The organism is Citrobacter youngae (assembly GCF_003818115.1).
Taxonomy (GTDB): domain Bacteria; phylum Pseudomonadota; class Gammaproteobacteria; order Enterobacterales; family Enterobacteriaceae; genus Citrobacter; species Citrobacter youngae.
On sequence record NZ_RPOI01000010.1, the window covers coordinates 1 to 14,597 of the forward strand.

Below are 14,597 nucleotides of genomic sequence, written 5' to 3' on the forward strand. Positions count from 1 at the left end.
CAACATTCCGGGTTGGATCATATCGTTACCGATATATGTAGAGAATTCGTAAAGCACCAGACAGAGAGGGAAAAGTAATGCCTGACGCCCCAAGCGGGCGCCTGAAGATAAACGGTTCTGCATGCAATCTCTTAACAAATGAAAAAACGCGCAAAGTGTAATAAATGCGCCTTACTGGTGATAGTGAATTATGTGATTTGAAAGCAAAATGCGCACATTTTTACACTCAATTGCACGATAGCTTTTTGTTTTAAGGTTAATTTAAGTTGAGACCGCTATCATGCTCAATAAGCCTCATTAATTGTCTTAAAAAGAGTCAGTTAACAGACAAATAGGACAAGACCGCTTTTTATCGCCTGAAAGCAATTTTATGATCCCCAATATGGGCCTTTTTAACGATTACATTGAGTCTGGATGTTATGCTGGAAAATCTGAACAACTCGCTTTTTTACCTGATCAACGCCACGCCGGACTCTGCGCAATGGACGATCTCGCTCGCCATTTTTATTGCCAAAGATCTGATTAGCATCGTACCGCTACTGGCGATCATTCTCTGGCTTTGGGGGCCGCAAAACCGCGTGACCATCCAGCGCCAGTTGGTCATAAAAATGGCGATTGCGCTGGCAGTCGGCTTGACCATTTCATGGATCATGGGACATTTATTCCCTCACGACCGGCCATTCGTCAATCATATCGGCTACAACTTCCTGCACCATGCTGCAGATGACTCTTTCCCGAGCGACCACGGTACGGTTATCTTTACCTTCGCGTTGGCCTTCCTGTTCTGGCACCGCCTGTGGTCCGGAGCACTGTTGATGGTCGTCGCCGTGGCGATTGCCTGGTCGCGTGTTTACCTCGGCGTACACTGGCCGCTGGATATGCTGGGGGGGTTACTGGCAGGTCTGATCGGCTGCCTGAGCGCCCAGATGATCTGGCAACGATTCGGCACAACCCTGTACCACGGTTTGCAGACCTGCTATCGCACCTGTTTTGCCCTGCCTATTCGTAAAGGCTGGGTACGTGACTAACCCACGGTAAAGAGAGTAGTATTAAGCGCGAAACTGAGCACGTATTCTACTCTCCAGGGGAACTATGGAAACTCGACGCGACGAGCGTATTGGTCAATTACTGCAGGCGCTAAAACGCAGCGATAAATTACACCTTAAAGAAGCCGCGACACTGCTGGGTGTATCAGAAATGACCATTCGTCGCGATCTGAATAATAACACGGCCCCGGTCGTACTGCTTGGGGGCTATATTGTTCTGGAACCCCGTAGCGCCAGCCACTATTTAATCAGCGATCAAAAATCCCGCCTGGTTGATGAAAAACGCCGGGCTGCGCAACAGGCAGCCAGCCTCGTCCAGGCGCATCAGACCGTTTTCTTCGACTGCGGAACAACAACGCCGTGGATCATTGAAGCGATCGATAATGAATTACCGTTCACCGCAATCTGCTATTCACTGAATACGTTTCTGGTGTTGCAGGAGAAACCACAGTGCCGCGTCATTTTATGTGGCGGCGAATTCCATGCCAGTAATGCTATTTTCAAGCCACTCGATTTCCAGGAAACCCTGAATAACGTCTGCCCGGATATCGCTTTTTATTCCGCAGCCGGCGTGCATATCGATAAAGGCGCAACCTGTTTTAACCTTGAGGAATTACCGGTTAAACACTGGGCGATGTCGATGGCGCAGTACCATGTTCTGGTGGTTGATCACAGCAAGTTTGGGAAAGTGCGTCCCGCGAGGATGGGCGAATTAAAACGCTTTGATACCATCATCAGCGATAACCGCCCGGATGATGCGTTTGTCGAGTATGCCAAAGCGCAGCATATCAAATTGATGTACTAAATTTGTGCCGGATGACGGTGCTTTCATATCGTCATCCGGCATCAGCGATTAAGAGAACCAGCCACCAAACCACTGGTGGAATTTCATCATAACGAAGTCCCACATCCGGCTAAAGAATCCCCCCTCGTCCACCGCTTCCATCACCATCAACGGACGCTGTTCAATAGATTTTCCGTTCAACTGGAAGTCGATTGCCCCCACAACCTGGCCCTTCTTCAGTGGCGCGGTCAGTTGTGGCTCTGTCAGGGTAAAGCTCGCCTTCAGGTTTTTAAGCTGACCGCGCGGAATGGTCACAGACCCACCTTCCCCAGCGCCCAGATTGACTTCACTCTTATCTCCAAACCAGACTCGTTGGGTAACAAAGGTGGCGTCCGGTTTAATCGGCGTAACGGTTTCAAAGAAGCGGAAACCCCATGTCAGCAACTTTTCGGATTCATTAAAGCGAATGCGATCGGTTTTTGCCCCCAGCACCACGGAGATCAAACGCATATCGCCCTGTGTCGCGGATGCAACCAGGTTATAACCGGCTCCCGCCGTGGTGCCCGTTTTCATACCATCCACATTCAGGTTGGTACTCCACAGCAGGCGGTTACGGTTAGGCTGGCGAATTTTATTAAAGGTAAACTCTTTCTCTTTATGGATGGCGTACTCTTCCGGCACATCGTGGATTAACGCTTTACCCAACAATGCCATATCACGCGCGGTACTGAACTGCCCTGCTGCATCCAGACCATGTACTGTCTGGAAAGTCGTGTTGGTCAATCCCAGTTTTTGCGCATAGCCGTTCATCAAACCGATAAACGATTCCTGGCTGCCGGCAACATAATCAGCGAGCGCAATACAGGCGTCATTACCAGACTGAATGATCACGCCTTTGTTCAGATCGGACACCGCAACCTGATCGCCAGGCTTGAGGAACATCACCGAAGAGCCGCGCAGGGCCGGATTCCCGGTCGCCCAGGCATCTTTCCCGACGGTAACCATGTCATTCAGATTAATTTTCCCGGCTTTTAGCGCCTGACCGACCACATAGCTGGTCATAATCTTGGTCAGACTGGCGGGATCCAGTTTCTCATCGGCATTGCCTTCCGCCAGCACTTTGCCGCTGGCGTAATCCATTAAGATCCACGCACGTGCGTCAACGCTCGGCGGGGCCGTTGGTTGTTCCGCCGCCTGTACGGTCGGCGCCAAAAGGATTAAGAGTGCTGAACCTGCAGCAAGGCTGCGTAGGGAAGAGAAGTATTGCGTCATAAATGCCACCCGAGTATCCATTCCAAAAAACCACGTCATACCACACCGTGTTTACACAAAACCGGCCAAGTTGCCTCAGCCAACCATACAGAAAAGTTCTGATGGATGACGTGTAAAATAAGTGCGGTGAGTAATAACGCACTAACGAGCTTAAAGAAACCGTAAGTTGGTAAAGTTTTTAAAGTTTATGCAATAACGCCGCGCTGCGCTGCTCTCATCACGATTTTTTTGCGCCTTGTTGCGTAAATATTAGGTTTACCCCACCATGTGAGCGAGTCAGATAGAGAATGCAGCCATAAAGCTGCTCAATTAATTTGCGGGGTTACTATGATTACACTGTGGGGTCGCAATAATTCGACCAACGTAAAAAAAGTATTGTGGACACTCGAAGAACTGGAACTGCCGTATAGCCAAATTCTGGCTGGGGGACAGCATGGCGTAAATCATGACGCAGACTATCTGGCGATGAACCCTAACGGACTGGTTCCACTGCTACGCGATGACGAAACAGACGTATTGCTGTGGGAATCCAATACCATTGTCCGCTACCTGGCGGCCCAGTACGGGCAAAAACGACTGTGGGTTGACGCTCCGGCGAAACGTGCCGAGGGTGAAAAATGGATGGACTGGGCTAACCAGACGCTGAGCCCTGCACATCGGGTTATCTTATTTGGTCTGGTCAGAACCCCTGCCGATCAACGCGATCAGGCAGCCATTGAGGCCGGTGCGAAGGTCTGCGATAACCTGTTTGCCATTCTCGACAACGCGCTGGCCGACCGGGCGTGGTTTTCTGGCGCTGAATTTGGCACTGCGGACATCGCCGTCGCACCGTTCATCTATAACCTGTTTAATGTCGGCCTGAGCTGGACGCCGCGCCCTCACCTGGAACGTTGGTATCAACAGCTCACCGAGCGCCCGGCATTCCAGAAAGTCGTGATGATCCCGGTCAGCTAATCCTGTCAGGGACTCACTTTCAGCAATTCCCCGTCGGACTCGTCGGTTAATACATACAAATAACCGTCTGGTCCGACGCGCACATCGCGGATTCGCTGCCCTCTGTCATGCAAAATACGCCCGTCTTCCGTCACAGTATTACCTTTCACGCTTAACACAATCACCCCCTGTTCTTTCAGCGCACCAATAAACAGTTTGTGTCTCCACTGTGGGAACGTATCGTGATTATAAAAGGCCATCCCACTGACAGCAGGTGATTTTTCCCAGTAAAAGATAGGCTGCTCGGTGCCCGCCACAATTGAGCCTTTTGCTTCGGGGATGTTGAAACCACTGTAGTTAACACCCCATGTCGCGATTGGCCATCCATAGTTTTTGCCTTTCCCGGGGATATTGATCTCATCTCCGCCACGCGGGCCATGCTCATTGAGCCACAACGCATCGCTCCAGGGATTCATCGCCATCCCCTGCGGATTGCGGATGCCATACGACCATATTTCAGCCCGCGCGCCAGTCTGGTTCACAAACGGGTTATCCGGTGGAATTTTGCCCTCGTCTGTTAGTCGAACCACTTTGCCCTGTAATTTGTCCAGTTCCTGAGCGGTTATGCGCTGGTTATTCTCGCCAAGGCCTATAAATAAATAACCTTTGCCATCAAATACCATACGCCCGCCAAAATGATTCCCGGTTGATAACTTAGGCATTTGGCGGAACACCGTCCGGAAGTCCTGCAGGTGTTTACGATCGTCACTTAACAGCCCGTAGCCTACTGCTGTTCCGGCTTTCCCTTCACTGTCAGCTTCCGCGAAGCTTAGCCACACCCGCCGGGATTGAGCAAAATCCGGTGCCAACGCCACATCAAGCAGTCCCCCCTGACCATTCGCCCAGACTTTGGGTACGCCGGTCAGCGGGTCGGAAAGCCCCTTATCGGGTTGCCAGAGCCTAAGTTGCCCTCCTCTGAGCGTAATCAGCATACTGCGATTATCGGGTAAAAAGGCCAGCGACCACGGGTGGTCGAGTTTGGTTTGCAGGATCTCCACCCTGACGGCAGCGGCATAGGGGGAAAGCAACGCCAGTGAGGCAACACAGAGAAAGAGTCGACGCATAGCACCTCCTTAATGGCTCTGCTTAAAGCGTAGCCAGCAAGGGGAATTATCCCGCCACTTTTACATAATCTTAACGAAAAGGGGGAGCGCCCTCCCCCTGGTTCAGATGTGTTCCAGCGTTGAATAAGCTTGCAAACTCTGGATACTCAGCGTCAGCGTTGTCAGGCAGTTTTCCAGTTTCTCTGCATTAACGGCAATAAAGTTCGGACAATCATGATGTCCACTCATCAGACAAACAGCGGTGGCGGCTAACGCCCCTTCAGCACGACGAAGGGCATTCCACTCTTCCTGATCAAGATGCATACCGTGGAGCTGTGATTGATCGTGCAATTCGCGATTCAGTTCAAAAAAGTTATCACGCAGACGATCGCTCTCGCTGACTGACATATAGCCTTTCGCTTTTCTCAACTGCAGATAAGCGGCAAGTTCGATACGGGCGTTTATCAATTTGTTGAGAAGATCGGTTCTCAGTCTGTCAACAACCATACCTTGTTCCTCCTCTTTCCAACTATGGTGCAACTTAATAGTATGGTTATTTTTTGAACAAAGTCGTGTCCAGGATCAATCCATCACTTAAAATTAACATAATTTACAAATAATCTTTAATTCCGCGCCCGGCAGGCCGCTGATGATTTGAGATTGCGATACAATTTTTGTTCAGAACTCTGTAGAATCCCTGCCCTGAATATTCCAATAACTGAACACTTTTTACGCTATGAGCAATGTAACCCACCAGCCGAAAATCGGCTTTGTCTCCCTCGGCTGCCCGAAAAACCTTGTCGATTCTGAGCGCATCCTGACCGAACTTCGTACCGAAGGCTATGATGTCGTACCAAGCTACGACGACGCGGATATGGTCATCGTTAACACCTGCGGCTTTATCGACAGCGCAGTTCAGGAGTCACTGGAAGCCATTGGTGAAGCGCTGAACGAAAACGGCAAGGTGATCGTCACTGGCTGTCTGGGCGCGAAAGTCGATCAGATCCGTGAGGTCCACCCGAAGGTACTGGAAATTACCGGACCGCACAGCTACGAACAGGTTCTGGAGCACGTTCACCACTATGTTCCCAAACCAAAGCATAATCCTTTCCTGAGCCTGGTTCCTGAACAGGGCGTCAAGCTAACGCCGCGCCATTATGCCTATCTGAAGATTTCTGAAGGCTGTAACCACCGCTGTACGTTCTGCATTATTCCGTCGATGCGTGGCGATCTGGTGAGCCGTCCGATTGGCGATGTTCTCAGCGAAGCCAAACGTCTGGTCGATGCGGGCGTGAAAGAGATTCTGGTTATCTCCCAGGATACTTCTGCTTACGGTGTGGATGTAAAGCATCGTACCGGTTTTCATAACGGCGAGCCCGTTAAAACCAGCATGGTTGACCTGTGCGAACAGTTGTCAAAACTGGGGATTTGGACCCGTCTGCATTACGTCTACCCGTACCCGCACGTTGATGATGTGATCCCGCTGATGGCGGAAGGGAAAATCCTGCCGTATCTGGACATCCCACTGCAGCATGCAAGCCCGCGAATTCTTAAACTGATGAAACGCCCAGGCTCTGTGGACCGACAGCTGGCACGTATTAAACAGTGGCGTGAAATCTGCCCTGAACTGACCCTGCGTTCAACGTTTATTGTTGGCTTCCCGGGCGAAACCGAAGAAGACTTCCAGATGCTGCTCGATTTCCTGAAAGAAGCGCGTCTGGATCGCGTCGGCTGCTTTAAATACAGCCCGGTAGAAGGTGCAGGAGCCAACGATCTGCCAGATCAAATCCCGGAAGAGGTAAAAGAAGAACGCTGGAACCGCTTTATGCAGCTGCAGCAGCAGATCTCTGCTGAACGTTTGCAGGAGAAAGTGGGCCGCGAAATTCTGGTCATCGTGGACGAAGTTGACGAAGAAGGCGCGATTGGTCGAAGTATGGCTGATGCCCCTGAAATCGACGGTGCGGTGTACCTGAATGGCGAAACCAACGTGCAGCCTGGCGATATCCTCCGCGTGAAAGTCGAAAACGCAGATGAATACGATCTGTGGGGCACTCGCGTTTAATAAGCGTAACTCAACCGTAGGCCGGATAAGGCGTTACGCCGCATCCGGCAACGCCTGATGACGACGCCAGCGCGTCTTATCAGGCCTTGTATTATCCTTTGATCTTCGGATCCAGCGCGTCGCGCAACCCATCCCCCAGCAGGTTAAACGCCAGCACGGTCAGGAATATCGCCACCGCCGGGAAAATCGCCACGTGCGGCGCGATCACCATATCAGCCCGCGCTTCATTGAGCATGGCCCCCCATTCTGGCGTCGGCGGCTGTGCCCCTAAACCGAGGAAGGACAGGCTCGCGGCAGAGATAATCGACGTGCCGATTCGCATGGTAAAAAAGACCACGATCGATGAAACCGTCCCCGGCAGGATATGGTTAAAAATGATGGTCGCGTCACTGGCACCAATGCTGCGTGCTGACTCAATAAATGTTTGTTGCTTGAGAACCAACGTATTGCCACGAACCAGTCGCGCAAAAGCCGGAATGGAAAACACCGCAACCGCAATAATCACGTTCGCAATGCCGCTGCCCAGCACGGCGACCACTGCTATTGCCAGCAAAATCCCTGGAAAGGCAAACAGCACATCACAGATACGCATAATCAGCCGATCCCACCAGCCTTCGTAATATCCAGCCAGCAGACCCAGTACCGTGCCAATCGCCGCGCCAATAAAGACGGCAAAGACCCCGGCCGCCAGAGAAATTTGTGCGCCAACCAGTACGCGGCTAAAAATATCCCGCCCAAGCGAGTCAACGCCAAACCAGTGCAGCATCGAGGGACCATCATTCAGTCGGTCATAATCGAAGTAGTTCTCGGCATCAAATGGCGTCAACCAGCGAGCAAAAATCGCCACCGCGATCAGGACCAGGACAAATACACCCGCAATCATCGCCATGCGCTGGCGGCGAAAACGACGCCAGAACTCATGCCACGGCGTGCGTATCTGCTCTGGCTTAACAAGGGGCATTGCATTCAAAATCGCCTGTCGGCGCCAGTTAAAAAATCGCATCCTTACTTGTACCTGATAGCCGGGTTAATGGCAGCGTAAAGCACATCCACCACTAAGTTGATAAGAATAAACTCCAGAGAAAACAACAGCACCTCGGCCTGGATCACCGGGTAGTCGCGCATTTCAACTGAGTCGACCAACAATCGCCCAAGACCAGGCCAGTTGAACACCTTCTCAACCACAATAGAACCGCCCAACAAAAAGCCAAACTGCAACCCCATCATGGTGACCACCGGGATCATCGCATTACGCAAGCCATGTTTTAATACCACCCAGGTTTCACTCACCCCTTTGGCCCGCGCGGTACGCATATAGTCTTCACTGAGCACATCGACGAACGATGCGCGAGTAAACCGGGCTAACACCGCGGCCACCGCCGCACCCAGCGTAATTGACGGAAGGATATAGTGCAGCCAGGTGTCAGCGCCAACGGTGGGCAACCAGCCAAGCTCAACGGAGAATATCTGCATGAGCAGCATGCCAAGCGCAAAGGCCGGGAACGAGATCCCGGTGACCGCCAGCGTCATACTCAACCTGTCAGGCCAGCGGTTGCGCCAAACGGCGGCAATGATCCCCGCCGTCATACCAAACAAAACCGCCCACGCCATACTGGCGATCGTCAGCCATAGCGACGGCATAAAACGACTGGCTATCTCTTCTGAAACCGGACGACGAGAAACCATCGAGGTCCCGAAGTCACCTTGCAACACGTTGGTCATGTAATGCCAGAACTGAATATGCAGCGGCTGGTCCAGACCCAACTGCGTACGCACCAGTTCAATCACCTCGGCGTCGGCTTCCGGTCCGGCAATCAGCCGCGCCGGATCGCCGGGTAGCAGGTGAACAAATAAAAATACCAGCACCGCCACAATTAACAGCGTCGGAATCAACCCCAGCAGGCGCTTGAAAACATAGTTGAGCATCAGACTCCCTTCGCCGGCCCCGTCCATGCAGGGCCGAATGAATAGCTTATTTCAAATCCGCGTCATCAAAACTAAACCCGGTGTCGGGCATGATCCAGAATCCGGTCAAATTCGTACTGTGCGCCGAGATCAGTTTCTCCACCACCAGCGGGATCCACGGCGACTCTTTCCAGATGATATCCTGCGCGTCCTTGTACAGCTTCGCTTTCTGCGCCGGATCGTTGGTTTGCAAGGCCGCCGCTAAATCACTGTCCACCTGCTTATTGCTGTAGAACGCGGTATTAAACAAGGTTGGCGGCCAGTTCTGTGACGCAAACAGCGGCGACAACGCCCAGTCCGCTTCGCCTGTAGACGCCGACCAGCCGGTGTAGAACATCCGTACCCCGCTTTCTTTCTGCGCCTTACCCTCGACTTCCGCCGCCCGCTGCCCGGCATCCATCGCCGTCACCTGAGCCTTCACGCCCACCTGCGCCAGTTGCTGCTGGGTAAATTGCAGCACTTTCTGCGCGGTGCTGTGGTTATGGGATGACCACAGCGTGGTGGTAAAGCCGTTGGGATAACCCGCTTCTTTCAGCAATTGGCGTGCTTTTGCCGGATCGTAAGGCCACGGCGTGTAGCTTTGCGCATAGGCTATTGATGGCGGAAGAACGCCTGTTGCCGGCGTGGCGTAACCGGCAAAAGCCACTTTCACCAGCGCCTGACGGTTGATGGCATAATTCAACGCCTCGCGCACCTTCGGATTATCGAACGGTTTTTGCGTGACGTTCATGCTGATATAACGCTGCATAATAGACGGGCTGGCGACCAGTTCCAGGTTTTTATTCTTCGCCAGTAACGCCGCCTGCTCGTACGGAATAGGGAAAGCAAACTGCGCTTCCCCGGTTTGCAGCATTGCCGCACGCGTGTTGTTGTCCGTTACCGGACGCCAGGTAATCGTATCCAGCTTTGGCAACCCTTGCTGCCAGTAACCCGCGAACTTCTTAACCTTCACAAAATCCGTCTGATTCCAGGTATCAAGCTGATATGGCCCGGTGCCGACAGGATGGAAACCAATCTCCTTGCCATATTTCTCCAGCGCGGCGGGAGAAATCATCGCCGTAGCCGGATGCGCCAGAATATTGATAAAGGCAGAGAATGGCTGCTTCAGCGTAATCTTCACCGTAGCAGGATCAACCACCTCGGTTTTATCGATATTCTTATACAGGTTATAGCGTTTAAGGTGATTTTCCGGATTGCTGGCGCGATCAAGGTTGGCTTTTACCGCAGCCGCATTGAAGTCAGTCCCATCCTGAAACTTCACGCCCTGTCGCAGTTTAACGGTGTACGTCAGGCCATCATCAGAAACGGTATAGCTTTCCGCCAACACATTTTTCAGCTTCATCTCTTTATCAAGGCCGAACAGCCCCTGATAAAACGACTTCGCTACCGCCTGCGACAACGTGTCGTTCGCGTCATAGGGGTCGAGCGTGGTGAAATTAGACCCTACAGCAACCACCACATCTTTGGCGGCCCAGCCAGGCGATGCGGCCAGCGCAGAGGCCACTCCCACAGCAACCAGCCATTTCCGAGCAACAATTTTTGTCATGTTATTCTCCTTAAACCCTGCCTGCCTGTCATAAACGCGAAAGCGCACTTTCCGCTGGCACGCGCGCAACGTAATGCCCCGGTTCCACTAACTGTAGTGAAACCGGGGGGATCTCTTCACCGCGTTTGCGGATATTACTGGGGATATCATCCGACAACAGCACGCGCTGTGGTCTTTGATGCGATGGATCGGCAACCGGGACTGCCGCCATAAGTTTTCGCGTGTAGGGATGCTGTGGATTTTCAAACACCGCCCGTCGGGTGCCGATCTCAACAATCTGCCCCAGGTACATCACCGCCACGCGGTGACTAATACGCTCCACCACCGCCATATCGTGGGAAATAAACAGGTACGCAATACCCATTTCCCGCTGTAGGTCGAGCAACAGATTAATAATTTGCCCGCGAATCGAGACATCCAGTGCCGAGACGGACTCATCGGCAATAATCACTTTAGGATTGAGCGCCAACGCCCGGGCTATACAGATACGCTGACGCTGACCACCGGAAAATTCGTGCGGATAGCGCCAGGCGTGCTCAGGTAGCAACCCGACACGCTCGAGCAACCATGCGACCCGTTTTGTCGCCGCATCGCCTTGCAACAAACCGTGCACCCGCAGTGGCTCTAAGATGGAATATCCCACCGTCTGTCGGGGGTCGAGCGACGCATAAGGGTCCTGGAAGATAAACTGGATATCCCGACGCAGCGGCTGCAACTTGCTGGCGGCCAGGGTATCAATGCGTTGTCCCTTGAAGAAAATCTCCCCGCGCTGGGACTCCACCAGACGCAACAATGCCCGCCCGGTCGTTGATTTACCACACCCCGACTCGCCTACCAGTGAAAGCGTTTCGCCGGGCCAGAGATCAAAACTGACGTTTTCCACCGCATGCACCTCACGGGTCACGCGATTAAGGATGCCGCTACGCAGGGGAAAACGTGTCACCAGGTTGCGAACCCGCAGAATCGGCTCTCCCTCAACTACCGTGTCCTGCTCGGTTTGAGGTTCAACATGATGAGGATCGTGCAGAGAAATAAGCGGGAAGCGTCGCGGAAGGTCATGCCCGCGCATCTCCCCAAGTTGCGGCACTGCTGCCAACAGCGCTTGAGTGTAAGGATGCTGCGGAGCATGAAAAATCTGCTCAACGCTGCCCGTTTCGACCGCTTCACCCTGGTACATCACCAGCACCCGGTCAGCGATATCTGCCACCACGCCCATATCGTGGGTGATAAAAATAACGCCCATCGACATCTCTTGCTGCAGCACTTTTATCAGTTGCAGGATCTGTGCCTGAATCGTGACGTCCAGCGCGGTGGTCGGCTCATCAGCAATCAACACCGCAGGGCGACACGACAGCGCCATGGCAATCATCACACGCTGGCGCATGCCGCCGGAAAGCTGGTGCGGATAACGCGATAAAATCGCCTTCGCCTCAGGGATTCGCACCTGGTCGAGCATTCGCTTCGCTTCTACCATCGCCTCTTCGTGACTGGCACCCTGGTGCAAGCGGATAGACTCGGCAATTTGCTCGCCGACGGTAAACACCGGGTTAAGCGATGTCATAGGCTCCTGGAAGATCATCGCGATATCCGCGCCACGCACATGGCGCATCTGGGCTGCGCTCTGCTCGCCGAGTTCAATCACCTGCCGATTACGCCGCCGTAGCAGCATCGCATCACAGCTTACCTCGCCGCCCGCCTGTTCAATCAGACGCATCAGCGACAAGGCCGTTACCGATTTTCCGGAACCGGATTCGCCAACAATCGCCAGCGTTTCGCCACGCTTCAGGCGAAATGACAGATTGCGCACAGCGCTAACGCGTTGCTGCTCCTGTTCAAAGGCAATATTCAGGTTGCTGACGGACAGCACATCACGGGCATCAAGCTCATCACTGTGTGGCAACGGTATCTCCTTTTTCCCGATAAATACCAGTGGTGGGCGTGTCGCCTGCGTATCCCCAGGCGCGGTACATGCCTTCGCTGTTAAACGGCAAAGCCACATTCCCTTCATGATCGATAGCAATTAATCCACCGCTGCCGCCCAGCGCCGGTAATTTTTCCATCACCACGCGTTCACACGCCTCTGATAAACTCAGGCCGCCATAATCCATCAATGCCGCAATGTCATAGGCCGCCAGCGCGCGAATAAAAACTTCACCTGTTCCGGTGCAGGAGACGGCCACACTTGCGTTATTGGCATAACAGCCTGCGCCGACCAGCGGACTATCCCCCACCCGACCCGGTAATTTGTTGGTCATCCCGCCAGTCGATGTTGCTGCCGCCAGATTGCCAAACATATCCAGCGCAACCGCACCCACGGTACCCATTTTATTGTTTTCATCCAGCGGGGTCGCACTGTGATCCAGCACCGTTTCACCCGCTGCTTGCGCCGCCAGCAGCTGTGCATAGCGTTCTGGCGTCGAGAAAATATCCGCCGAAACGCGCTCCATACCCTGGGCAATGGCAAAATTTTCTGCCCCTTCACCAATCATCATGACGTGGGGGCTGTGTTCCATCACCAGGCGCGCCGCGAGGATCGGGTTGCGCAGATGACTGACTCCGGCGACAGCACCCGCTTGCAGGGTATTACCATCCATGACGCAGGCATCCAGTTCATGGGTTTCATCACGGGTATACACAGCACCAATTCCGGCGTTAAACAGAGGGCACTCTTCCAGTAGGCGCACAGCCTCAGTGACAACATCCAGCGCGCTTCGGCCCGCTTCTAGCATACGTTGACCGGTTTCAACGATATCTGACAGCGCCTGTATATAACGCAACTCCTGCTCCTGGCTTAGCTCAGCGCGGGTTATTGCCCCAGCGCCGCCGTGAATTGCAATGACTGCTTTGCCCATTTTTTTCATCCATTAAGGTGGCAGGTAACGGGGTTATAAATATCAGAATTTCTGTGAGTTATTGATTCGATTTTTGAATATAGAAAGATGCAGACGTCATGTAAAGGTAAAGGCCCGCCCCTCACACTTCTTCGCATCAGGTCATGCAGCAGTGTTCAACAAACAGGAGATTCCCCGACGTTATTGAATAAATTAATTCAACCGATCGGTAATCTGTTTTTTTGCATAAAACACAAAGCGTTCAACAGACGGCATACATGCGGCCCAGTTCTGTTTGGTTAACCCCAGATATTCCGCACGCGCAGCCTGCAACGTGGCGGCATGTTCAGTGGGCAATTGCGGTATCAGCCAGGACGCAGCCTCATCTTTAGCGACAATATTGCCCGTAACCACGCTATACCAGATGCGTGCCAGAGCAAGGATAATATTCCGCTCGTCCCCTTCTAAATCGGCCAGTTTCTGCCACATATCAAGGATATGTCGAAATGTTTGTACGATATCGCTAAAAGGGATGACGTTGAATAATCTCTCAGCGGGTTCACCGAACAACGGTACGCTGGCACGCCGGGCCTGGGTCAGCAGAATGGAAAGGTCGGGATCCACCTGCGCCGGTTCATACACACCAGCGCAGATATCTTCACGCAACCATTCACCAAACTGCATCTCTCTCGCCGGTGGAAATCGCCACGGTACAATCTGCGAGAACAGTACAACGGTCACTTCCAGCGCACGATACCGCACGCAGACGCCGGGAGGCGCAGAAATAGCCAGCAAATCCTGCATCAATTTTTTTCTTTGCTGCATATCCAGCGGTTGCCTGATGGTAACCAGTAAATCGATGTCGCTTTGGGGTTTTAATCCCCCTTCAACAGCAGATCCATACAAATGAATGGCAACGAGATTCCCCTCGAAAATCTGGCGGATGAGCGCACTGGCGGCATCCACCTGGCGTCGAATGGCGTCCGGGATATTATGAGTCATTTAGCCCCCAGGGAAAAAAGCAGAAACATTGAGTTTATACGGCATTTTTCCTG

13 protein-coding genes and 1 pseudogene are annotated in these 14,597 nt (G+C 52.9%); 4 read left to right on the plus strand and 10 right to left on the minus strand.

The genetic code is table 11. From position 1 onward, the window contains the following. Positions 1-123: pseudogene (locus tag EHN13_RS08745) on the minus strand (multidrug transporter MdfA); the annotation flags it as partial. 296 nt (positions 124-419) lie between these two features. Between EHN13_RS08745 and ybjG the strand changes: the two are divergent. Both ybjG and deoR read left to right on the plus strand, forming a co-directional pair. Next, on the plus strand, positions 420-1,028 hold the full coding sequence (gene ybjG, locus EHN13_RS08750) for an undecaprenyl-diphosphate phosphatase (protein WP_048212168.1): 609 nt from the start codon (positions 420-422) through the stop codon (positions 1,026-1,028). Positions 1,029-1,092: 64 nt separating this feature from the next. Further along, the gene (gene deoR, locus EHN13_RS08755) at positions 1,093-1,851 is read left to right on the plus strand and encodes a DNA-binding transcriptional repressor DeoR (protein ID WP_048212169.1); all 759 of its coding nucleotides are present in this window, start codon (positions 1,093-1,095) and stop codon (positions 1,849-1,851) included. Between the two features lie 48 nt (positions 1,852-1,899). Here deoR and dacC read toward each other — a convergent pair whose 3' ends face one another. Continuing rightward, positions 1,900-3,102 carry a serine-type D-Ala-D-Ala carboxypeptidase gene (gene dacC, locus EHN13_RS08760; protein WP_124021352.1) on the minus strand — a complete coding sequence of 401 codons (1,203 nt, stop codon included), beginning with the start codon at positions 3,100-3,102 and terminating at the stop codon, positions 1,900-1,902. 327 nt (positions 3,103-3,429) lie between these two features. Here dacC and EHN13_RS08765 point away from each other — a divergent pair, with 327 nt between their 5' ends. After that, on the plus strand, positions 3,430-4,056 hold the full coding sequence (locus EHN13_RS08765) for a glutathione S-transferase family protein (protein WP_048212170.1): 627 nt from the start codon (positions 3,430-3,432) through the stop codon (positions 4,054-4,056). Positions 4,057-4,061: 5 nt separating this feature from the next. Here EHN13_RS08765 and EHN13_RS08770 read toward each other — a convergent pair whose 3' ends face one another. Together EHN13_RS08770 and bssR are read right to left on the minus strand one after the other, a co-directional pair. Further along, positions 4,062-5,159: a PQQ-dependent sugar dehydrogenase gene (locus EHN13_RS08770; protein ID WP_124021251.1), complete on the minus strand. Its 1,098-nt coding sequence runs from the start codon at positions 5,157-5,159 to the stop codon at positions 4,062-4,064. A 102-nt stretch (positions 5,160-5,261) separates the two neighbouring features. Next, on the minus strand, positions 5,262-5,645 hold the full coding sequence (bssR, locus tag EHN13_RS08775; RefSeq protein WP_048212172.1) for a biofilm formation regulator BssR: 384 nt from the start codon (positions 5,643-5,645) through the stop codon (positions 5,262-5,264). 229 nt (positions 5,646-5,874) lie between these two features. Here bssR and rimO point away from each other — a divergent pair, with 229 nt between their 5' ends. Beyond that, positions 5,875-7,200: a 30S ribosomal protein S12 methylthiotransferase RimO gene (rimO, locus tag EHN13_RS08780; RefSeq protein WP_101741841.1), complete on the plus strand. Its 1,326-nt coding sequence runs from the start codon at positions 5,875-5,877 to the stop codon at positions 7,198-7,200. 91 nt (positions 7,201-7,291) lie between these two features. Here the strand turns inward: rimO and gsiD are convergent, their stop codons facing one another. From gsiD to EHN13_RS08810, 6 genes are all read right to left on the minus strand, one after another. Beyond that, positions 7,292-8,203 carry a glutathione ABC transporter permease GsiD gene (gene gsiD, locus EHN13_RS08785; protein WP_048212174.1) on the minus strand — a complete coding sequence of 304 codons (912 nt, stop codon included), beginning with the start codon at positions 8,201-8,203 and terminating at the stop codon, positions 7,292-7,294. Positions 8,204-8,205: 2 nt separating this feature from the next. Next, positions 8,206-9,126 (minus strand): glutathione ABC transporter permease GsiC, encoded by a 921-nt coding sequence (gene gsiC, locus EHN13_RS08790; RefSeq protein WP_048212175.1) that lies wholly within the window; start codon positions 9,124-9,126, stop codon positions 8,206-8,208. 46 nt (positions 9,127-9,172) lie between these two features. Continuing rightward, positions 9,173-10,711 carry a glutathione ABC transporter substrate-binding protein GsiB gene (gene gsiB / locus EHN13_RS08795; RefSeq protein WP_048212176.1) on the minus strand — a complete coding sequence of 513 codons (1,539 nt, stop codon included), beginning with the start codon at positions 10,709-10,711 and terminating at the stop codon, positions 9,173-9,175. Between the two features lie 28 nt (positions 10,712-10,739). Further along, positions 10,740-12,611 carry a glutathione ABC transporter ATP-binding protein GsiA gene (gsiA, locus tag EHN13_RS08800; protein WP_048212177.1) on the minus strand — a complete coding sequence of 624 codons (1,872 nt, stop codon included), beginning with the start codon at positions 12,609-12,611 and terminating at the stop codon, positions 10,740-10,742. Next, positions 12,598-13,563, minus strand: a complete 966-nt coding sequence (gene iaaA, locus EHN13_RS08805) for a beta-aspartyl-peptidase (protein ID WP_061067598.1) — start codon at positions 13,561-13,563, stop codon at positions 12,598-12,600. The genes gsiA and iaaA overlap by 14 nt, the downstream gene beginning before the upstream one ends. A gap of 192 nt (positions 13,564-13,755) precedes the next feature. Then, positions 13,756-14,544, minus strand: a complete 789-nt coding sequence (locus tag EHN13_RS08810) for an aminoglycoside adenylyltransferase family protein (protein ID WP_124021252.1) — start codon at positions 14,542-14,544, stop codon at positions 13,756-13,758. Positions 14,545-14,597 lie beyond the last annotated feature (53 nt).

Bases quoted from the DNA above. Each gene is read 5' to 3' on its own strand.
- ybjG (WP_048212168.1), top strand. From the start codon at position 420: ATGCTGGAAAATCTGAACAACTCGCTTTTTTACCTGATCAACGCCACG.
- deoR (WP_048212169.1), top strand. From the start codon at position 1,093: ATGGAAACTCGACGCGACGAGCGTATTGGTCAATTACTGCAGGCGCTA.
- dacC (WP_124021352.1), bottom strand. From the start codon at position 3,102: ATGACGCAATACTTCTCTTCCCTACGCAGCCTTGCTGCAGGTTCAGCA.
- EHN13_RS08765 (WP_048212170.1), top strand. From the start codon at position 3,430: ATGATTACACTGTGGGGTCGCAATAATTCGACCAACGTAAAAAAAGTA.
- EHN13_RS08770 (WP_124021251.1), bottom strand. From the start codon at position 5,159: ATGCGTCGACTCTTTCTCTGTGTTGCCTCACTGGCGTTGCTTTCCCCC.
- bssR (WP_048212172.1), bottom strand. From the start codon at position 5,645: ATGGTTGTTGACAGACTGAGAACCGATCTTCTCAACAAATTGATAAAC.
- rimO (WP_101741841.1), top strand. From the start codon at position 5,875: ATGAGCAATGTAACCCACCAGCCGAAAATCGGCTTTGTCTCCCTCGGC.
- gsiD (WP_048212174.1), bottom strand. From the start codon at position 8,203: ATGCGATTTTTTAACTGGCGCCGACAGGCGATTTTGAATGCAATGCCC.
- gsiC (WP_048212175.1), bottom strand. From the start codon at position 9,126: ATGCTCAACTATGTTTTCAAGCGCCTGCTGGGGTTGATTCCGACGCTG.
- gsiB (WP_048212176.1), bottom strand. From the start codon at position 10,711: ATGACAAAAATTGTTGCTCGGAAATGGCTGGTTGCTGTGGGAGTGGCC.
- iaaA (WP_061067598.1), bottom strand. From the start codon at position 13,563: ATGGGCAAAGCAGTCATTGCAATTCACGGCGGCGCTGGGGCAATAACC.
- EHN13_RS08810 (WP_124021252.1), bottom strand. From the start codon at position 14,544: ATGACTCATAATATCCCGGACGCCATTCGACGCCAGGTGGATGCCGCC.